This window comes from Seonamhaeicola maritimus, assembly GCF_008056315.1.
GTDB classification, from domain to species: Bacteria; Bacteroidota; Bacteroidia; order Flavobacteriales; family Flavobacteriaceae; genus Seonamhaeicola; species Seonamhaeicola maritimus.
Genome location: NZ_VRKQ01000010.1, coordinates 503,711 through 524,121, shown reverse-complemented (window position 1 = coordinate 524,121; position 20,411 = coordinate 503,711). Strand labels below are relative to the sequence as shown.

Sequence of the window (20,411 nt, the reverse complement as noted above, 5' to 3'; positions counted from 1 at the left end):
AACTTTTACAAACCATTGTATTAACTAGAGTTATAAGCGTTTGAATTATTTTTAAAAAAACGTAAAAATTACGACTTGTTTGGGTGTTGTATAGGTAAGGAATTCTCGTGTTTGGTGAATTATATCTCTAAAATATAATCAGTAAGACTAGATTCATGAGCTAAATTCATTTTTTTTCGTAATCGGTATCGTTTAACCTCAACGCTTCTAGGAGAAATATTTAGTAATGGAGCTATTTCTTTTGATGACAGATTTAAGCGTAAATAAGCACATAACCTTAAATCGTTAGTGGTAAGCTCTGGGTGTATCCCTTTGATTTTTTTCAAGAAATCTTTGTCAGCATTGTTAAAGGCTTCTTCAAATAAATTCCAATCATCAGTATTATTAAGATTTTTATCAATAATAGTAATGACTTGTTTTAATTGTTTAATGTCCTCTATAGTTTGTAATTCTTTTTTTAGACGCCCAAGAAATTCATTCTTTTTTATAATATTCATGGTTGAAAGCCCCAATTCTCTATTCTTACTATCTATATCGTGTCTAAGTTTTTCGTTATTAAAACGCATAAACTGCTGCTTATTTTCTAATTCTTTTAATTCTAATTCTCTCTCAGTCTTCTGAATAAGCTTCTCTCTTTGTTTACGATAATATCTTTTATAAATATTATGGATTAAAAAGATTATTAAAAAAATCGCAATGATATAAAGACCTATCATGACTTTGGTAAAGTACCATGGTCTTTCTATTGTAAAGCTATAAGTCTCTATATTTTCAGTAATACTGTTTCCTACCCTTGCTCTAACATTGAACTCATATTCACCATATGGTAAATTCTTGAATAAAATTTTTGATTCCTGAGACCACTGGCTCCAATTAGGATTATACCCATTAAGTTTATATTGATATTCAGTGTCAAGATATTTATTATACTCAGGAACACTAAAATTGAATTCTATATTGTTAAGTCTATTTCTAAAACTCTTATTATCTGTGTTATTAACTAAATGAATTTCCTCATCTTTTAAATCACTTATTTTAATGGAGTTTATAGAAATGTTGTATGACCTGTTTTTTACTTTATCTAAATCTAAAATAATATAACCATCTGATGTTCCAATTAAATACTTTTCATCATTATATTGTGATATGTTTTCATAACCCGCAAGCCCATGAGGTAGAGATTCTGAAAATGGAATACTTAAAACAGTAGGGTTTGAACTCAATTTACCAAGAGACAAGTAGTTTAATTTCTTTTTAGAAAACCCCCATAAAGTTCCATTTGTTTTGTTTGAAACTAATCTGCCAGAAGTGAAATCTTGTTTTTCAATTAATTGACTAAGCAATGAGTCTTTCTCGAATCTGTTTTCAATTTCACTGTACTTATATACTCCTTCTTTGTATGCATATAAAATATTGTCATTATATTTTACTAGGCTAGAATTGCTTCCTTTATTAACAGAAGTGTCTTTTTCAATTTTAATAGCTTTTGTTAGATTATCATTAATGGTGATTTTAAACACCCCTTTGTTTTCATGGTTGACAAAAATATTATTAGCTTGTATTTCAAAAAATCTGCTGGACATATTAAAACCTTGAACTGTATTTTTAAAGAGCCACTTCTCATTTTTCTTTTCTAAAACGCTTAATCCATCATAATTACCCTGTATCAAAATATTTGAATCTTTTAAACTGGGGATTAAATTCCAAGTACCATTAACATCAATTTTTTGAGAAACCTCTCCGTTATCAATTATAAAAGTACCTAGGTTGTGTCCGCAAAATAAAGTATTATCATAGTTTACTAGTGACCATACTGGACCTTCAGTTCCCTCAATAAATTCAAAATTTTCACCCCATTCATTGAGTGGTTTGTAAAAAAGACCTTGATTTGTACCTATATAAAGTGAACCCTTATGAATGGCCGAAGCATATGCGGTACCAATCTTACCTTCATTGTCATGATAAAAAGAGAAAGGAGATTTAATATTTATACAATTAATTCCATTTTCTAAAGCTAGCCAGATATTGTTTTCGGAATCTTCAAATATATCGTGAATGGAATTATTAAGTAATCCATTCGAGAAATTAATAGTATAATCTACAACACCATCAGAAGTTAAATGATAAATTCCGTCAGACCTTGTTCCAAGAATATAACTGCCATCATTCAGCTTCTTACTTCTATAAATGCTAATTTTCGAGAATAAGTCATTTGCAGGAATAACCCATTTGGTCAACTCACTGTTATCATTTAAAATATAAAAACCATTTTCTTCTGTTTCAATTAATAGCTTACCATTCATAGAGAAAATATTAACCAAATAGTTGTCTTTTAAAACTTGGTTATTACTTATCATTAAAGGTTTTCCTCCTTCTATTTTAAAAAGCCCTTCATTAACCTTTTGAAAGTAAACTTCATTCTTAATTTCAAAAACTTTATAAATAATAGATTCAGAATCAATTACAGAGTAAGATTGATTAGATTTATTATAAATGTAAATGCGGTTTAATGACTGAAATAAAATCCAATCATCTATTGGGATAATATTCCAAAACTCTTCGTCCTCAAGAAACTCAATATTCAACTTTTGCGCCAAAGACGTATATGTTAAAGTATTGAGTTCATTTTTTTTCCAATAACCAAACTCTCGATAGCAACCTGTAAAGATAAAATCATCAATAATCTTAACAGACCTCATTTTACCATTTGGAGAATCATATAACCGCCATTTTTCGCCGTTAAACTCAAGTAAGCCATCATTATTGGCTATATAAATTAGTTTATCTGATGTTTGTGCAATAGACCAATTTTGATTATCCGCCCCATAAACCTCTGGAGTGTAGGCTTGAATTGGTGGAAGTACTTGAGCTCTTATAGAAAAGCAAGTAAAAAGTATCAGTATAAATAAAAACTTTATAGGAATTCTCATCAATTTATAACTATACAAGGTTGTTGTGTATACAATATAATATAAATACCTTAATTATGGGAATTATATTAAGTATTGTTTGGGTAAATATCTACTTTTTATTGTTGATTTTTATTCAAATATTTGTGGTTCTTCTTACTGCAAGAATATTTTAGTTAGGGTATTTTTATATAGAATTAGCTAGTATATAGTACCATTATTTTTGAATAAAAGTTTGTATATAATTATGGAGAATTAAGCCGAAACTGAATTGAATATTTAGTTTTTAATAAACCTTTTGCCTACTTATTTAGGTTTTGAATCTTTAAAGTAAAAAAAGGACAAATCATTATTTTTGATTTGTCCTATCTAGTACTCAAGGTGGGAATAGAAACTACTCAATTTGATTAAACCTAAAATCTAATTAAAAACATACATTTTGTGTTTAAATCAATGATAGTAAGGATTTGTAATGTATTTACAATTATCTAAATTAATCTTATGTTATTTAAAACCGTTGACTAATGGTTGACTAATGGTTGACTAACTCAAAATATATGATTATATTAGAGTGTTCAAATATTATCCATTATGGCAACGGTTAAATTTTTACTTCAAAGTAAGTCAGACAATGCCCCAATCTATTTAAGACTTTCAGTGAGCCGAGGTTTAGTTTTTAAACGGAAAACAGGTTTATTCATAAACCCTAAAGACTGGAGTTATGATAAGTCACTACCAAAACAGACAACAAACACTAACAAAAATCTTTCTACTGATTTACAGGCGTTATCAAATGAAGTTGTTAAAAGGCTTAATGATGCAAATAGTAAGGGCATTTCAATAAACGGTAATTGGTTACAAGATGCGATTGACTTGCATTTCAAACGTATTACAGAAAACAAACATAGTGATTTATTAACCGATGCCATTCAAGATATTATTGATAGTGCTGAGGTACGCATTAATGCGAAAAAAGAGCTCGGTTTGTCTAAAAGCAGAATTAATGCCTACAAATCATTAAAAAGCAAAATAATAGAATATCAAGGAAAAAAAATAATTAAGGTTAGAGAGGTTAATGTAAAATTTGCAAACGACTTTTTAATGCATTTACTAAAAACAAAAGGCTATCAAAAAAGTACGGCTTTAAAACTAATAGCAGACTTAAAAACTGTTTGCTATGATGCTGATATTAATGGCATAGAAGTGAATAAAGAAGTCAGTAAAATAAAGAGCGCAAAAACACCAAATAAAAATATAATCTATTTAAGTTATTCAGAACTCGAACTAATAGAAAAGACTAAATTAGTTAGTGAAGCGTTACAAAACGCTCGTAAATGGCTTTTATTAGGCTGTAACATAGGACAACGAGTTAGTGATTTACTCATGATAAATGAGAGCAATTTTGTTACAATTAATGGTTTGGATGTTATTGAATTAACTCAACAAAAAACAGGCAAAAAAGTAACAATACCATTACTTGACAAAACCAAAGAGATTTTAGAGACTGGATTACCTTATAAAATATCAAGTCAAAAATTTAACAAGTATATTAAAGAGATTTGCAAACTTGCTGAGATTAAAGATATGGTTAAAGGCAAAAAACTTGAAGTATTAGAAAAGGGGAAAGGCAACAAATTGAAAAGGAAAATAGAGGGTGTTTATCCTAAATACGAATTAGTAGGTTCACACGTTTGTAGACGCTCTTTTGCAACAAATCTTTATGGTACTTTGCCAACAGCTTTAATTATGCGTATAACGGCTCATAGTACTGAAAAAATGCTACTTAATTACATAGGCAAGGAAAGTTCAGACTATGCACAACAAATTGCAGATTTTTATACATTACAAGCTCAAAAAGGGAAAAAAGAAAGCAATTTGAAAGTAGTAAAAAACGTAAGTAACTAATAAACTTAAAACCAGTTAACTATTATAAATTATAATAGTTTTTTTATATTTAATAAGGTAACTCAAAACAATATTCAAATGAAAAATGAATGGTATAATAAGATTCATGAAATAATAGAGTTACGAGAATTTTTAAGTGTAACAGTCAGAGATGAAGAAGGTAATGCTGTTAAAGTGAGTGGCGCTTATAATGAAAGTCCTGAAAGAACAAGACTTGCAGAAACTGAAAAAGATTTTGACGAAATTTATGTAAGGGAATTTGGAAAGTACAAAACTACAATCGAAAATATTAATCTGTTTAAAGAAATTGTTAATGAAAAGATTCTATCATATAAAAACACAGACTCCTACTATAGACGCAATCAAGATTTATTAGTGTTGGCAAATGAATTTATAACTTTTTTAGAAAGTAAGTTGAATATAATTAAAAAAGAGGAATCTACTGAAACTTTAAATATCAATGTATTACAATGGTATGGGAATCAAACGGAATTAATTGAATTAACAAAAGCCTTAATAGAAAATGGAAATATTAAGGGAAAGCAAGAAGATATATTTAAAAGAGTTCAAGAAGTTTTTAATATTGAACTAAACAATATAGATCAGGCAATCACAAAGTTTAATTCACGAAACCAAGAGAACGAAACCAAGTTTTTAAACATTTTACAATCCTCACTATCTAAATACATTAAGAATAAATTAGAAAGAAATCGTTAGTTAGTTAAAAGTTAGTAGCCTTTAATCACATTTAAAGCATTGCAATTTAGCTGAATATAATTTCAAATATTTAGCAAAATGCAAACAATACAATTTATTCAAGTAACACCTGAGCAACTCCAAGATGCCATTATTGAGGGCGTAAAAATTCAATTACAAGACCTTAAAAAACATTTTCAACCAAAGACACCAAACGATTATTTAACGCGTGCGGAGGTTGCCGAAATGCTTAAAATTAACCTTTCAAGTGTTCATAACTGGACTAAGAAAGGCATATTAACGTCTTATCAAATCGGAGGCAAAGTCTATTATAAGCGTACTGAGATTGAAAACGCAATTGTTGAACTGAAAAAGTAAAACAATGGCAACGAAAACACCTCATCCAATAATTCACGTTCATAAGGAAAACCCACCTTTATATAATTATACTGAAATAAGTATTAAAATTTAATACCTGCCTATCTAAATTGACAAGATTAGATACCATAGAATTTACTACTAAGACTGACTTTATTAAAAGTATGGATAGTAAGTATTTTAATGTATCACATATCAAAAAGAACAATGGTTTAAACATCATAAACCACACCTTAAACAAACGAAAACTAGGAGTTAACAAACTAAGCATCAATTCAACTTTTGGAACGGTTAAAATAGGTGTAAGTAGTAAGGTTTTAAAGGATAATTATATTAAAGGGATATGTACAGACACATTAGACCAGTTACTAGATGAGATCAACAATACAGGTTTAGAATTACATAAAGATTTTATTCATTATTCTTTTGTAAATAAGGCCGATGTTAAAAATGATTTGAAATTATTAAATAATACTGAAGATTATATTAATACTCTCAATCAATTAATTGCCCCAAACTTTATAAAGACAAAATATGATACTGGTATAGTTTTTAACGAAAAGATTCAAACAAAACCGATCCGATTAACTGTATATTCAAAAGAATATGAAATGCAGCAAAGCAAGACTTTTTATAAAGAATACCCACAACTTACAAATGTCTTTAATAACGTATTAAGGATTGAAAGCAGACTACCAACAAAAGCTACTGTAAACAAATATATTAAAAGTAATAGCCTATTAGATATACTGAATACATCCGGTATAAACTATCAAATTGTAGATAAGATAATAAACCATCAAATCAATTTTAAACCCTATTTAAACACCTTTAAAATGACTAATTCAGGTGAAAAGAACTTTGCTCAAATTTATTATTTAAACGATTATTATAATGGCGATTTTGAAAGCATTATAAAACACATTAAGAGCAAATTAGGAAAAAATACAAAAGCAACCTATCAAAGAAATTTAGTGAAGAAATATTTATCTATGATAAACAATGTAGATGATAATTTCTGTCTTGAAAAAATAGAAGAAATAAAACTTGCATTGAAAAATAATTAAAACATAATCATCTAAAGTAGAGGATAATAGATATGGCAAAAGGATTAAAAACAGGAGGAAGAAAAAAAGGTACACCAAACAAAGTTACAAGTAACATAAGAGAGTGGTTGGAAAAATTGATTAATAAAAACCGCTTGCAGATAGAGAGAGACATTAAAGCCTTAGAGCCAAAAGAACGTTTGCAGATTTTAGAAAAGTTTATGCAATATACGATTCCTAAAATGCAGAGTGTTCAGACTACAGTTGACTTCACTCAGTTGAGTGATGAACAATTAGATAACATAATTAATGAATTAGCGAAAGATGTAAAAAAACAGTAATTGAAACTTTTAAAACATTTAAACAATGAGAAAAAAAATCACAATCAGACTAAAAAATGAAATCTTATTGACTTTGAAAAATGAAAGTTTTGAAGTTTCAAATGAAAGTCAATTATGCGAGATTTTTGATATAAATATTCGTTTTTTTGAACTGTTTAAAAGGCCTAAAAATATTAAAATAGATAGGCAATGTAAAATTGAATTATTGCAATGGATTAAACAAGGATATCTTGAAACAAATAATTCTTTATTTGGAAAAACAATTACACCTCCTACTTTTTTAGATGTTATGAAAGCAGCAAGTGTTGTGAATGATGATGATTAGTGTTTCTTTAATTATAAAGTGTCAACAATAATTACGAGTGTCATACCCTCAAGTTTTAAAAGTAAAATTAAATAAATAGATAAAAAGTGTATCAAGAAGAATACGAAAGTATCTTATCTTAACGAAAATAAATAATTCATGATTGGCGCAATAATCGGAGATATAGTAGGCTCAATATATGAATTCAATAATCATAAGACTAAGGAATTTGATTTATTCATTAAGGAAAGCACGTTTACTGATGATACAGTTAAGACTGTAGCAGTGGCTGACTTTATATTGGATGAACACGGAAATCCAGGTCAGCCAAGATTAATTTCTTACCTTCATAAGTGGTATAAATTATATCCTAATGAATCATATGGCGCAAAATTTACTCAATGGATTAAGAATTTTGATAAAATTCATTATGTAGATTTTGAACCATACAATAGCTACGGAAACGGTTCAGCAATGAGAATATCACCTGTAGCTGATTCTATTAGTAGTATGAAAGCCTGTCTGGAAAACGCAAAGTTTGTAACTGAAGTTTCTCACAATCACATAGAGGGAGTAAAGGGCGCACAGGCAACGGCTTCTATGATTGTACTTGCAAGAGATGAAAAGGATAAAGAAGAATTACTTAATTATATTGTAAATAAATTTGGTTATGATTTGAGCAGTACGGTTAACGAGTTAAGAGAAGTTTATGAATACAATGAAACATGCCAGAGGACTGTTCCTGAAGCAATGATTTGTTTTATTGAAAGCACAGACTTTGAGGATGCTATAAGAAATGCAGTATCAATTGGTGGGGATAGCGATACGCTTGCCTGTATTACAGGTTCAATCGCCGAGGCGTATTATCAAGAAATACCTGAATGGATTATTGAAGAAACTGTTAAACGTTTACCTGCTAACATTAAGCGAGTACTCTTTAACTTTTATGAAGAAGTTCAATCACAATACCCAAAGATAGCAGAACTCATTTTTAAGTACACATTATGATATTGATTTGCCAATTTTAAAAACTAAGATTCCCAAATGTGAAGTTATAGAAAGACAGCTAAATTGATTGATTAATTAAAATTTGCGGTTGTTTAACAAAACAACTTCAATTCATTAAAATTCTTTAAGACTTGTAAGAATATTATGTGTATTTTACGGGATAAATATAATCTAGATAAACTTAATACGTTTATCCAACTGTTGGCAATAATTTAGAATGAGTCGTCCAGAAAGAACAAATGAAGAGAACAAAACAATAGAAGCTTTTCTAAAAAAATTAGAAACGCAAGGTGTGGACTATGCAATTGATGAATCGATAACTGATAAACCTGACTTGGTCTTAATAATAGATGGTAAAAGAATTGGTTACGAGCTCACTACTGTTACTCTACAGCAATATGAAAAGTGGTCACGTTCGAAAAGAAAAAATGCCACACTTAAAAAGATTGACGAACATAGAATACCAAACAAACCAGATGAATGGGTTGCTAATTCAATAACTGATAAAACCGAAAAAATTTCCAGTTACAAATTAGAACATGATTTGGACATTGTAAATCTGATTGTACATATTGGATTTTTGCCTGCATTCGGAAATGACGAAGAAACTTTAAACCGACTGATGTGGAGTTGCCAAGAAACTGAAAACGAGTTCGACGAAATATGGTTTGTTGGAGAGAAACAAAAAGTAACCAAATTATGGCATCAAGGGAAAGAAAAAATAAAAAAACCGCCGCCACCTCAACATAACCAAATTGTTCATAAACAGATATCAGTAGATTTAACAGGCGGAGGTGTTACACTAATAGATTTTGGAGACAAAGAACCAGAAAAATCTAACAGTCCGAAGTCTCAATTTTTTAGAGCTGCTTTTTTTAATGACTTAAAGCAAATCAAAATTTTTACTCGTTTTGGAATGAAAGTCAATATGACTGACAAACTTGGATTTACTGCGCTTAGGTATGCTGCTGGTCGAGGAAATATAGAAATAGTAAAATTCCTCTTATCAAAAGGAGCTGACCCAACTATTATGGAAACAAATCAACAAAGTTCTCTGATTGAAATCTGTGAAAGACGTGGACTTAATGAGATAGTGGAATTATTAAAATAAACTATTGCCAACTTTAGATGGCTATAATTCATTGCTCAATATGTTTTTAAACTCTAAATTAGTAACCTTTAAACGGCTCGATTTCTACGGTGGAAAATCCGCTGGATTTTCAGCACGCAACGAAATCATAGCCTATACCGTTAGCTATAATACCGAATGACGAACTACGAAAAAACATTTAAGGAAATAAAAAAGCTCGTTGAAGATAATGCAAATATCTTTAATTTACCTAATAACTATAAAAACTCAAATGGATATTTTCCTGGTTTTTTAAAAGAACTTTTGGACAATTATGAAAAATTCTTCAAAGACAAATTAAATGCCATTATTAATGAAAAAATACCGTTTTTAGATAATCAAAAAGATGTCATTCTTAATAAAATTAAAAAATTAAATAAAATAATATTAGATACATTGGACTTTTATTATGCTGGTAAACCCTTTAAAGCCAATCAAATTTTTACTCAAGGTCTAGAAGAGGCTTTTTTAAAAGATATCCAATATGAAACTGAAATTCCAAAAGGAAAAAATTTCTATCGAGCCAGACCAGATAATGGTAAGTTTTTTGAAAGTAAAGATTTATTCCATATCGATTTCAAATTGAGAACTTTAGTTTCAACAAATAGATATAGCATACCAGGTTTTCCTTCTCTATATTTAGGAGATAGTTCATACGTGTGTTGGGAAGAATTTGGAAAACCTAAATTCAGAAACTTATGGTTTTCAAGACTCCAAAACAAAGAAAACATTAAAATCATAGAAATTTTATTAGTCGATGATTTTTTACAAAAGATTGAGCAAGAGATTGATAAGGGTTTTAAATTTACATATATATTAAGGTATTTAGTTTATTTTCCTTTAACATTAGCTTCTACTATTAAAGTAAAAAATAGCGAAGACAACTTCAAACCTGAATATATTATACCTCAAATGTTATTGGAATATGTAATTGGCAATCCAGAAATTGACGGAATAAAATTTCCTTCAACAAAAGTTAACTACAGTTCTTTAACCAAAATTGATTCATATAATTATGTTTTTCCTGTTAAAACCAATAAAAAAGAAGGATTATGCGACAGACTTAAGAGCTTATTTGAATTAACGCATCCGACCTCATTGGAAATGGAAGAACTTTTAAATAATCCTGCTCATGCACCAACCTATTTATATGGTGGTCAGTTAGAGCCTGAAAAGAAAATTGAAATAACTGGAGAAAAAGAACTCTATTATTATAATACTTCATTTGGGAAAATTGAATATATTTTAGGAAACAAAAAATTAAAAGTACTATAGCTAACACCGTATAAAATTAATTGGTAGTACTAGCCTATTTACGAAAATCCTAGCGAATTTTCTATTCGGTTTGTATTTGCTAAATTAGGTTCTTAAAGCACGCAACTAATCTTATATAAACACGTTGTGGCACATGAAACGAAAACCTTACATTTACTAGCAGTTCGAATTAATAATAATGAATAATATCGTTTTCATAGATACTGAAGTTGACGTTAAAAGCAAGAAAATCCTTGATGTAGGTGGCATAACAGGAAATGGATATAATTTACATTCGAATTCAGTTGTTGAGCTTTTGAATTTTATTGGCCAGAAGGAATATGTCTGCGGTCACAACATTATTAAACATGATATACCGTATATTGAAAAAGCTACAAATAGAATTATTTCAAACGTAAAGACCATTGACACGTTATATTTATCTCCATTATTATTTCCTTCCAAACCGTATCATTCACTATTAAAAGATGATAAACTTCAAACAGAGGAATTAAATAACCCATTAAACGATGCAATTAAGGCAAAAGACTTATTTTATGATGAAATATCAGCATTCCAAGAAATAAATATTGAGTTAAAGCAAATTTATCATGCTTTATTGGGTGACAAAAAGGAATTTCAATGGTTCTTTGATTTTCTTAATTCTTCATTCTCTAATATCAATATTGTCAGTCTTATACAGAAATGGTTTATTGATAAAATTTGTCATAATGCTGATTTGGCAAAGTTAGTTCAAGAAAATCCAATAGAATTAGCTTATTGTTTGGCATTAATAAACACTGATAGTAGATATTCCATAACTCCTCCATGGGTAATAAAAAATTATCCAGAAGTTGAAAGAGTCATTTATTTATTAAGAAACAATCATTGTTTACAAGGGTGTTCCTATTGCAATAAATCACTTGATGCAAAAATTGGATTAAAAAAATTTTTCGGATTCGATTCTTATAGAACTTATGGTGGTAAGACATTGCAAGAGGACGCAGTAAAAGCTGCCATTAACAATAAGTCTATATTAGCGGTGTTTCCTACCGGAGGAGGTAAGTCGATAACTTTTCAGATTCCTGCCCTTATGAGCGGGGAAAGTGTAAAAGGCTTAACAGTAGTTATTTCACCTCTTCAATCGTTAATGAAAGATCAGGTTGATAATCTAGAAAAGGCAAATATTACAGAAGCTGTTACAATAAATGGGTTGCTTGACCCTATCGAAAGGGCAAAGTCTTTATGGAGAGTTGAAAACGGTTCTGCTTCAATTTTATATATCTCACCGGAATCTCTCAGGTCAAAATCAATCGAACGCCTATTACTTGGACGAAATGTAGTTCGGTTTGTGATTGATGAAGCGCACTGCTTTTCATCTTGGGGACAAGACTTTAGAGTTGATTACCTTTATATTGGAGATTTTATTAAAGCATTGCAAGAAAAGAAAAACCTTGAAACAGGAATTCCAATTTCTTGTTTCACGGCAACTGCAAAACAAAATGTAATTCAGGATATCAAGGATTATTTCCAAGAAAAACTATCATTAAACTTAGAAACTTTTAGCTCAAAAACGGCACGTACCAACCTTAGCTACAAAGTAATTCCTAAAGATAACGACGAGGATAAATACAATACATTACGCAATCTGATTGATGGGAAAAAGTGCCCAACAATTATCTATGTTTCAAGAACACGAAGAGCTTACCAAATAGCAGAAAGGTTGTCAAATAACGGATATCTTGCAAAGCCTTATCATGGAAAAATGGATAAAGGGGAAAAGTCGGAAAACCAGGATGCATTTATACGTGGTGATGTTGATATAATGGTTGCAACATCTGCATTTGGCATGGGAGTAGACAAAAAGGATGTCGGGATGGTAATTCATTATGAATTGTCAGACTCCCTTGAAAACTATGTTCAAGAAGCAGGTAGGGCTGGAAGAGATGATAGTATTACTGCAGATTGTTATGTCCTTTTCAATGAAGATGATTTAAGCAAGCATTTTATTTTGCTTAATCAAACCAAGTTGAATATAAAAGAGATTCAACAAATTTGGAAAGCAATAAAAGATATTACCCGATTTCGTTCAAATGTTTCTAATTCAGCATTAGAAATTGCCCGTAAAGCAGGTTGGGATGATAATGTAGTTGAAATAGAAACAAGGGTAACGACTGCAATATCTGCATTGGAAGAAGCAGGATACCTTAAACGAGGCCAAAATATGCCACGAATTTTTGCTAATAGTATCCTGTCTAAAAATGCACAAGAAGCTATTGAAAAAATAAATCTTTCTGAAAATTTTAATGAAAAACAAAAGCAACAAGCGGTTAGGATTATTAAAAAGCTGTTTTCTAGTAAGAGTAGAAAACAGGCAACCGAAGAAGTAGCAGAATCAAGAATAGACTATATCTCAGACCATCTTGGAATAGTCAAAGAGGATGTTATTAATGTTATTAATTTATTGCGAGAAGAAAAAATATTAGCTGACACAAAAGACTTAACGGCTTTTATCAAGAGAGGTGAAAATAAAAACCGCTCACGCCGCATTGTTAACTCAATTAGTAATATTGAGAAGTTTCTTGTATCCCAATTTGATGAATCAGAAAGGATATTTCATATTAAGGAACTTAATGAACAGGCAGAGGAAAATGGCTGTGAAGATGTTTCGCCAAATAAGATAAAAACCATAATCAACTTTTGGGTAATTAAAAATTGGATAAAAAGGAAACAACAAGATTTCTCAAAAAACCATTTATCCATTCTATCTAACTATTCAAAAACAGAATTAAAAGACAAACTTGAAAAACGACATGAATTAGCCCGTTTTATTGTTGATTTTCTTTATCTAAAAAGCACTAAAAACTTATCCCCTGAAGAAGCAGCCAAAGAACAAGTTTTGGTTGAATTCTCTGTTCATCAGCTCAAAGAAGAATATGAAAGACAAAATGCTCTATTTAAGCTTAATATCAAACTCACAGATGTTGAAGATGCCTTGTTTTATTTGTCCAGAATTGATGCGATAAAAATAGAAGGCGGTTTCCTTGTGGTTTATAATAAACTAACCATTGAACGACTAGAAAAGGATAATAAGAAAAGGTATAAAGCCGAAGACTACAAAAAACTAAATCAGTTTTATGAAAATAAAATACAGCAGATTCATATTGTGGGCGAATATGCTAAAAAAATGATTAGCGATTATAAGGAAGCTTTGCAATTCGTTGAAGATTATTTTCAGTTAAACTATAGCTCTTTTTTGAAAAAGTACTTTAATGTTGAACGACAAGAAGAAATTAAAAGAAATATAACACCAGCAAAATTTAGAAAACTTTTTGGAGACCTTTCTCCAGTTCAACTAAAAATAGTAAAAGATAAAAATTCTCAAAATATTGCTGTTATTGCTGGACCTGGAAGTGGAAAAACAAGAGTTTTGGTACATAAGCTTGCATCCTTATTGCTAATGGAAGATGTAAAACATGAACAACTTCTAATGGTCACTTTTTCAAGAGCAGCTGCAACAGAATTTAAGAAACGCCTACTCGGTTTAATTGGAAATGCCGCTAGTTTTATAGAAATAAAAACTTTTCATGCATATTGTTTCGACTTATTAGGGAAGGTTGGTTCAATTGAAAAATCACAAACGATTATTAGCAAAACTGTTGAGAAAATTAAAAATAATGATATTGAGCCCAACCGCATTACAAAAACAGTCTTGGTTATTGATGAAGCTCAAGATATGGATAATCATGAGTTTGAGTTAATAAAAGCTCTGATGGAACAAAATGAAGAAATGAGAGTAATTGCCGTTGGCGATGATGACCAAAATATCTACGAATTTAGAGGAGCTAGCTCTAAATATTTGGAACAATTTATTACAGAACAAAATGCTAAAAAAGTTGAACTAACTGTAAATTATCGAAGCAAAGCAAATCTTATAGAATTCACCAATCAATTTGTCGAACAAATTACCCACCGCCTTAAAGAAACTCCTATTATCCCTCATACAAGTGAGACTGGACATTTAAAATTAATTAAGTATCAAAGCTCTAATCTAATTGTACCTGTTGTTAATAGCATATTATCTTCTAGTTTAAAAGGAACTACTTGTGTTTTAACACATACAAACTCTGAGGCATTACAAATAGAAGGGCTTTTATTAAATAATGGATTACCGGCAAAACTGATTCAAACCAATGATAGCTTTAGTTTATTTAACTTATTAGAAGTACGATACTTTATTAACCAACTTAACTTTACTGAAGACAAATATATTATTAGCGACAACACCTGGAAAACTGCAAAGAGAAACCTTTGGGATAAATATAAAGAAAGTACAAAAATTGATATTTGTATTAACCTAATTAAGGATTTTGAGTTAAGTAACCCAAAAAAGAAATATCAGTCAGACTTTGAGGTTTTTGTGAAAGAATCGAAATTCGAAGACTTTATTAATACAACCGGAGAAACCATTTTTGTTTCAACTATTCATAAGTCTAAAGGTAAAGAGTTTGATAATGTTTTTCTAATACTTAATGGTTTCAATCCTGACAATGATGAGAAAAGAAGACAGCTTTATGTTGCAATGACGCGAGCTAAACAAAACCTCACAATTCACTTAAATGGCAATTATCTTGATGGTATTTCTTGTAATAAAATGGAACGTATAAATGACAATTTTCAATATAATCCATCAAACACATTGCTAGCGCATTTGACTCATAAGGAAATTTGGTTGGATTATTTCATTTCAAAACAGGATATTATAACCAGTTTTAAATGCGGTGATGAATTAATCGCCAACAAAGATGGGTGTTCTGACAAAAATGGAAATTGTATAATAAAATTTTCAAATAGTTATAAAGAGAAAATAATTGAATTTGATAAATCAGGATATAAACTAGCAGAATCGAAAATAAACTATATAGTATACTGGCAGAAAGAAGAATTAGAGGATGAGATTCTGATAATTTTACCAGAATTGAAATTTAGAAAGCACAATGCCCAACAATAAATACAGGTAATGCCAGATGATTTGGTAAATTTTGTGTTCTTTTAAAAATCTAACTTGTTCACTTGTTAATCCTTTCATTTACTCTAATTGTTTAAGTAATTTAGTCGATTTTAACTTTTCGTTTTAACCACCGTATGTAATCTTCGTGATTTCTATCATACCATTCACTAGAAATTAGGTATCGTGCATTTTTAAAGTAATGAGGCTCTGCATAATATCTAGTATAATCACCAATGCTTCTATTGTCTAGTATAGAAAGGTCTTCATCAACAATTTTTAAGACAGGATAGTTCATATCGAAAATCATCTTGCTATAATCGCTTTCTGTAAGTTTTTTTGCCTCAGTTTCAGAAATCAATTCTAGCTCTAAAATCTCAGGCATTGTAGCCCTTACAAGTAATCCTATTTTTAATTTAATTAATTCAGAGTAAGGGGATTTAATAATATTGGACAATTCAGATTTGCTCATGATACTTATAACTATAAAATTATTGTTAGTAAAATAAATGTTGTTTTCTTCATTATAAACTTCTACTAGGTAATTAACGGTTTGGCTATGGTTTCGTTGTGTGAAAATCCGTGAGGACTTTCCGCAAGGAAAGTCAGAAATAATGAACTATAGCCGGTGTTGTGTAACGTTATTTTTATAATATCAATTCGACAAATTTCTTTCCGTAATTGTTAATATAATACTCATTTGAGCCATCAATTTTTACTTGCCCAAATTCTGTTCTGTTTAAAAAACCAGCTCTAAAGAGTTCATCTTTAATAACTGAATTTATATTCTGACCATTATGAATACTCTTTAGGTGAATTAAATCAGGAATATGAACTCTGTCTATTAGAGAACATAATCTCAAAAATGTTTGATAGTCAATTTCTTCTTTTATAGAAGCTTTAAAAAGTTTGCCAATAATTTTTGGTTTTTCTAAATCAGAGCATTTCTCAAGAATCATTATTAAAGCTTCTCCAACTTTATTGTTATAAGTTTCACTTTTCTCGATTTTTTGAATAAAATTTTGTCTTTCTCTTATTGTGGTAGATTCCAAGTTAGAAAGAAATGTGAGAACTTTTTTTATGAAAATACCTTTATGGATTTTAGAACCAAAGTTCCTTAGTCCAACTATAATATTCACTATGGGTATATCTTTCAAAAGTCCATCATCAAGTACCGAATCTATAACAACTTCAGCCAAATCCTTATTTATAGAATTTATATCAGTAGTTTCTATTGTTTCGACTAATGATGTTTCAATTTTTTCCATTTTTTTTAAATGTTACACAACGGTTTGTGTAAGGATAGTTCCGTGTTTGAGCAACTAACTTAACAAAAATGGAACGAACCAAAGGAAAATCCTCGCGGATTTTCAGAAGTAGTTGAGAACAAGCAATTACTTATAGCAATCTTAAGTAGCCAGTTTTTTTATTTTCCGTTTATTTTATTTTTCAAATTCTGTACTAGAATTGATATTTCCGAACTTATTTTTTTATAGCTGTCCGTAATTTGTTCTTGACTTTTGTTTGCTAGAAAAAATAGTTTGCTAGATATTGTATATAATAATTTTGTTAAGTCGGATTCTGAATCCAATCTATTATCCATAAGCCAACGTTCAATCGCATTTTTTGAAAGACCTGTAATCTCATATTCAAATTTTGCACTATTAACTATTTTAATAACTTCTCTTTGAAGCTCAATACGATTATTAAATTCACTCATATTTTTTTTAGTATTAATTGAAACCAATCAGAAATTAATTCAGTTTCTTTTAGGACTATGTTTTTTTCTAAATCTGTAATTACTTTTCCAGAACCTCTAGTAGATAAAATTCTCGCTCTTTCTAAAATTGAGAAACTCTCATTTGAAATATTGAGTTTATTAGTTTTTAAATTTATTGCAGACTTTCTTGAAAAATTAAATTCATTTAAAGCACCTAATGAGTAACACGAAGCAAAATTTCTAATTGATAAAAACAGCATTGATAAATCAAATGTATTTGAGTATTCTGAATTGTTAATTGATTCTAAAGAATCGTAAAAAAGAGAAGAAAATTTTTTTAAATCTGATTCCATATTATTGTATGGATTTGGTTTTCCCCAATTTCTCAAAATATCTTCGTTATTATTAGAATGAATTAACTTTGATTCTTGAAATAAATGCCAAGCAAAAGGGTTTCCTTCTTCCCAAAGCTCTTCCATTCTTTTTTCTTTATAAATTGAAAATTTTTGTGTGTCGAGTTGAAAATTTATTTTTTCATTGGAACCTACGATTGCTAATAAATCTACATCAGAAAACTCATCAATTTCTCCTCTACAAATCGAACCAAATACATATATGTACATTTTATCGCTTATTAAATCTTTTTAATAATATTGACATAAATAGACCAAAAGCAACAATTCGAATTATAAATATTATGCTTAAATATAAATTTGAATAATTAATTGGTTTTTCAATACTTAAGAAAATTTGGGGCATTTTAATGAAAGAATTCCAATAACTTGATATCTCATTAAAGTTTCCAGTCAAAGAAACATCAATAACAGTCATTATTATCCAAAATATAAATCCTGAACGAATTAATTTTAATGTACTTTCTCCATTTCCCCATACAAACTCTTCTATTTTGAATTTTAGCCACTTGAAAAACGCAAAAAATCTATTCCAGCCTGTATATTTTTTTCGATAATAGGACTCATTAGAATTCCAACATTTCCATAAATGAGATTTTCTCGCGTCTAATTCAATCTTGATTGCTTTATTTGCTGATTCTGCATCTCCTAATCCTTGGAAATTTTTTCTTAAAGTTCTTGCGAATTTTAATTTCAAATTGTCGTAGCCTGGACAGCCAGTATCTAAAATTTCTTCATCAACTTCAGTATTTTGAAAAGTAGCATATGTAAAATCACAACCTACAAAAGTAGAGCCTGAAAAATTTGAATTTAAAAATTTACATCCATTAAAATTACAAGAGTCAAACACACAATTTCTGAAGTAGCAATGGTCAAAATAAGTATGACTAAAATCAATGTTTTCGTATCTATCAGCTTTTGAACCAACTCTCAAAAAATACTTATTATGGTAGTTTTCTTCAGTTATTTTTCCATCTATGATTTTATCAATAACTTGAACTCTTCCGCTATCTTTTATCATTTTTATGTTCTTTTAAAGTTGTTCTCTATGTGTGTTCAAATTGGCTACAACGGTGAGTATATGATCCGTGTTAATGGCTTATATACATTGTTGGCAGCATTTGTTCAATTTAATTTGATAAGCTTGGCAGCTGGCTGGCTCAAGTCCCTATGACCACCAATGCATAGCCACTTTCCATCTTCTTTCACCATTACGTCACTCCAACGTAATATTCCCTTGTATATATCACCTGTTTTCCAGCCTCTTTGGTTATCCGGTCCAATCCACTTAAAAGTTTCTGTTGCAGTATAATGAACCAGTGCAACATTACCATCACCCATAAGATCATAATCGATTAAATTAATTTCCATCTCCTGCGACTCTTCATTAGCTTTCATATAATCCCAAAAACCACGCATATCAGAATAGGTATTTAATACATCCTCCCGCATTCCCCAACGCTTCCAATCGACATGATAACCGGCTACATAGGTTTCGTAATTATTCTTCTGCCAAGCAAAAAACCTTGATTCGATTGATGCCTTCAATTCATTTTCAATTTGTTCTGTATCCAATGCTTCAGTCTTTTGATCATTGTTTTTGCAGGAAAATGTGAATACGGTAATAATTCCAATTAAAAATAGGGTTCTCATAATACTATATTTTTTGATTTCAATTGCTGCCAACAAGTGAATACACACTAGTGTGTTTATTTTTAATATATATACACCAAAAGGTGTGTTTACCTATTAGAGATTTAAAGATAAGTCCTACAAATGGAATATCATAATAAATTAAAATCTTGTTAAAAGAAAAGTTTTGGGATACCATATTAATTTGCAATCATTTTAGCTATGAGAATATCAGCAGGTGCTAAGTTAAATGATAAAAGATTTTCTATTGGAACCCAATTAAAAGCATCATGGTCAGTTAATTTGCCATTATAATTTGCTAGAGAGCAGAGATAAGCTATAAGCTTTATTTTAAATTCACCCTCCTCATATATGGAGCTTCCAAGATATTTTTCAACTTTAACTGACATCTCAAGTTCCTCCTGTAACTCTCTATGTAATGCATCTATTTCAGATTCACCTTTTTCAATTTTGCCTCCAGGAAACTCCCAAAAAGTTCCTAAAAATTTTTCTGGTTTTCTTCTGCAAATAAAAAAATTACCCTGATTCTTTATTATACCACAAACAACTTTAATCATGTCATATTTTATAACCAATGAAAACCAATACCCTTTTACAAAGTATGTACTTAATTTTTTAAATCTAGATTAATATTAATTATTCTAAAA

General features: G+C 29.6%; 18 protein-coding genes. 10 read left to right on the top strand and 8 right to left on the bottom strand.

Annotated features, from left to right (window positions below):
• Positions 1-119: 119 nt before the first annotated feature.
• Positions 120-2,930, bottom strand: a complete 2,811-nt coding sequence (locus tag FUA22_RS10485; RefSeq protein WP_147768075.1) for a triple tyrosine motif-containing protein — start codon at positions 2,928-2,930, stop codon at positions 120-122.
• Positions 2,931-3,500: 570 nt separating this feature from the next.
• Between FUA22_RS10485 and FUA22_RS10480 the strand changes: the two genes are divergently transcribed.
• From FUA22_RS10480 to FUA22_RS10435, 10 genes are all read left to right on the top strand, one after another.
• Entirely contained in the window at positions 3,501-4,814 is a 1,314-nt protein-coding gene (locus FUA22_RS10480; RefSeq protein WP_147768073.1) for a tyrosine-type recombinase/integrase, read from the top strand.
• A gap of 78 nt (positions 4,815-4,892) precedes the next feature.
• A complete protein-coding gene (locus FUA22_RS10475; RefSeq protein WP_147768071.1) occupies positions 4,893-5,531 on the top strand; it encodes an RteC domain-containing protein in 639 nt (212 codons plus the stop codon).
• A 78-nt stretch (positions 5,532-5,609) separates the two neighbouring features.
• On the top strand, positions 5,610-5,888 hold the full coding sequence (locus FUA22_RS10470) for a helix-turn-helix domain-containing protein (RefSeq protein WP_147768069.1): 279 nt from the start codon (positions 5,610-5,612) through the stop codon (positions 5,886-5,888).
• A gap of 110 nt (positions 5,889-5,998) precedes the next feature.
• Complete coding sequence (locus FUA22_RS10465) at positions 5,999-6,955, top strand: hypothetical protein (protein WP_147768067.1); 957 nt, start codon at positions 5,999-6,001, stop codon at positions 6,953-6,955.
• 32 nt (positions 6,956-6,987) lie between these two features.
• Positions 6,988-7,275, top strand: a complete 288-nt coding sequence (locus FUA22_RS10460; RefSeq protein ID WP_147768065.1) for a hypothetical protein — start codon at positions 6,988-6,990, stop codon at positions 7,273-7,275.
• A 25-nt stretch (positions 7,276-7,300) separates the two neighbouring features.
• Positions 7,301-7,600, top strand: a complete 300-nt coding sequence (locus FUA22_RS10455; protein WP_147768063.1) for a hypothetical protein — start codon at positions 7,301-7,303, stop codon at positions 7,598-7,600.
• A 138-nt stretch (positions 7,601-7,738) separates the two neighbouring features.
• Positions 7,739-8,587 carry an ADP-ribosylglycohydrolase family protein gene (locus tag FUA22_RS10450; protein ID WP_147768061.1) on the top strand — a complete coding sequence of 283 codons (849 nt, stop codon included), beginning with the start codon at positions 7,739-7,741 and terminating at the stop codon, positions 8,585-8,587.
• A 217-nt stretch (positions 8,588-8,804) separates the two neighbouring features.
• On the top strand, positions 8,805-9,698 hold the full coding sequence (locus FUA22_RS10445) for an ankyrin repeat domain-containing protein (protein WP_147768059.1): 894 nt from the start codon (positions 8,805-8,807) through the stop codon (positions 9,696-9,698).
• A 156-nt stretch (positions 9,699-9,854) separates the two neighbouring features.
• Positions 9,855-10,991, top strand: coding sequence for a hypothetical protein (locus tag FUA22_RS10440; RefSeq protein WP_147768057.1), 1,137 nt, complete (start codon positions 9,855-9,857; stop codon positions 10,989-10,991).
• A gap of 178 nt (positions 10,992-11,169) precedes the next feature.
• Positions 11,170-15,981, top strand: coding sequence for a RecQ family ATP-dependent DNA helicase (locus FUA22_RS10435; protein WP_147768055.1), 4,812 nt, complete (start codon positions 11,170-11,172; stop codon positions 15,979-15,981).
• Between the two features lie 100 nt (positions 15,982-16,081).
• On the opposite strand, the gene FUA22_RS10430 is transcribed toward FUA22_RS10435, so the two are convergent.
• The 7 genes from FUA22_RS10430 to FUA22_RS10400 form a co-directional block, all read right to left on the bottom strand.
• Positions 16,082-16,450 carry a hypothetical protein gene (locus tag FUA22_RS10430; RefSeq protein ID WP_147768053.1) on the bottom strand — a complete coding sequence of 123 codons (369 nt, stop codon included), beginning with the start codon at positions 16,448-16,450 and terminating at the stop codon, positions 16,082-16,084.
• Between the two features lie 175 nt (positions 16,451-16,625).
• Positions 16,626-17,246, bottom strand: coding sequence for a hypothetical protein (locus FUA22_RS10425; RefSeq protein WP_147768051.1), 621 nt, complete (start codon positions 17,244-17,246; stop codon positions 16,626-16,628).
• A 158-nt stretch (positions 17,247-17,404) separates the two neighbouring features.
• Positions 17,405-17,698, bottom strand: coding sequence for a hypothetical protein (locus FUA22_RS10420; RefSeq protein WP_147768049.1), 294 nt, complete (start codon positions 17,696-17,698; stop codon positions 17,405-17,407).
• On the bottom strand, positions 17,695-18,321 hold the full coding sequence (locus tag FUA22_RS10415; RefSeq protein WP_147768047.1) for a nucleotidyltransferase domain-containing protein: 627 nt from the start codon (positions 18,319-18,321) through the stop codon (positions 17,695-17,697). Before FUA22_RS10415 ends, FUA22_RS10420 begins: the two co-directional genes overlap by 4 nt.
• Position 18,322: 1 nt before the next feature.
• The gene (locus FUA22_RS10410) at positions 18,323-19,132 is read right to left on the bottom strand and encodes a pentapeptide repeat-containing protein (protein ID WP_147768045.1); all 810 of its coding nucleotides are present in this window, start codon (positions 19,130-19,132) and stop codon (positions 18,323-18,325) included.
• Between the two features lie 104 nt (positions 19,133-19,236).
• Positions 19,237-19,764, bottom strand: a complete 528-nt coding sequence (locus FUA22_RS10405) for a hypothetical protein (protein WP_147768043.1) — start codon at positions 19,762-19,764, stop codon at positions 19,237-19,239.
• A 179-nt stretch (positions 19,765-19,943) separates the two neighbouring features.
• Positions 19,944-20,321 carry a (deoxy)nucleoside triphosphate pyrophosphohydrolase gene (locus FUA22_RS10400; RefSeq protein ID WP_147768041.1) on the bottom strand — a complete coding sequence of 126 codons (378 nt, stop codon included), beginning with the start codon at positions 20,319-20,321 and terminating at the stop codon, positions 19,944-19,946.
• Positions 20,322-20,411: the final 90 nt, after the last annotated feature.

What these genes read in the sequence shown, in the direction of transcription:
- FUA22_RS10450 (WP_147768061.1), top strand. Translation starts at nt 7,739, where the DNA reads ATGATTGGCGCAATAATCGGAGATATAGTAGGCTCAATATATGAATTC.
- FUA22_RS10430 (WP_147768053.1), bottom strand. Translation starts at nt 16,450, where the DNA reads ATGAGCAAATCTGAATTGTCCAATATTATTAAATCCCCTTACTCTGAA.
- FUA22_RS10480 (WP_147768073.1), top strand. Translation starts at nt 3,501, where the DNA reads ATGGCAACGGTTAAATTTTTACTTCAAAGTAAGTCAGACAATGCCCCA.
- FUA22_RS10410 (WP_147768045.1), bottom strand. Translation starts at nt 19,132, where the DNA reads ATGATAAAAGATAGCGGAAGAGTTCAAGTTATTGATAAAATCATAGAT.
- FUA22_RS10475 (WP_147768071.1), top strand. Translation starts at nt 4,893, where the DNA reads ATGAAAAATGAATGGTATAATAAGATTCATGAAATAATAGAGTTACGA.
- FUA22_RS10400 (WP_147768041.1), bottom strand. Translation starts at nt 20,321, where the DNA reads ATGATTAAAGTTGTTTGTGGTATAATAAAGAATCAGGGTAATTTTTTT.
- FUA22_RS10440 (WP_147768057.1), top strand. Translation starts at nt 9,855, where the DNA reads ATGACGAACTACGAAAAAACATTTAAGGAAATAAAAAAGCTCGTTGAA.
- FUA22_RS10405 (WP_147768043.1), bottom strand. Translation starts at nt 19,764, where the DNA reads ATGAGAACCCTATTTTTAATTGGAATTATTACCGTATTCACATTTTCC.
- FUA22_RS10455 (WP_147768063.1), top strand. Translation starts at nt 7,301, where the DNA reads ATGAGAAAAAAAATCACAATCAGACTAAAAAATGAAATCTTATTGACT.
- FUA22_RS10415 (WP_147768047.1), bottom strand. Translation starts at nt 18,321, where the DNA reads ATGTACATATATGTATTTGGTTCGATTTGTAGAGGAGAAATTGATGAG.
- FUA22_RS10445 (WP_147768059.1), top strand. Translation starts at nt 8,805, where the DNA reads ATGAGTCGTCCAGAAAGAACAAATGAAGAGAACAAAACAATAGAAGCT.
- FUA22_RS10425 (WP_147768051.1), bottom strand. Translation starts at nt 17,246, where the DNA reads ATGGAAAAAATTGAAACATCATTAGTCGAAACAATAGAAACTACTGAT.
- FUA22_RS10460 (WP_147768065.1), top strand. Translation starts at nt 6,988, where the DNA reads ATGGCAAAAGGATTAAAAACAGGAGGAAGAAAAAAAGGTACACCAAAC.
- FUA22_RS10485 (WP_147768075.1), bottom strand. Translation starts at nt 2,930, where the DNA reads ATGAGAATTCCTATAAAGTTTTTATTTATACTGATACTTTTTACTTGC.
- FUA22_RS10470 (WP_147768069.1), top strand. Translation starts at nt 5,610, where the DNA reads ATGCAAACAATACAATTTATTCAAGTAACACCTGAGCAACTCCAAGAT.
- FUA22_RS10420 (WP_147768049.1), bottom strand. Translation starts at nt 17,698, where the DNA reads ATGAGTGAATTTAATAATCGTATTGAGCTTCAAAGAGAAGTTATTAAA.
- FUA22_RS10435 (WP_147768055.1), top strand. Translation starts at nt 11,170, where the DNA reads ATGAATAATATCGTTTTCATAGATACTGAAGTTGACGTTAAAAGCAAG.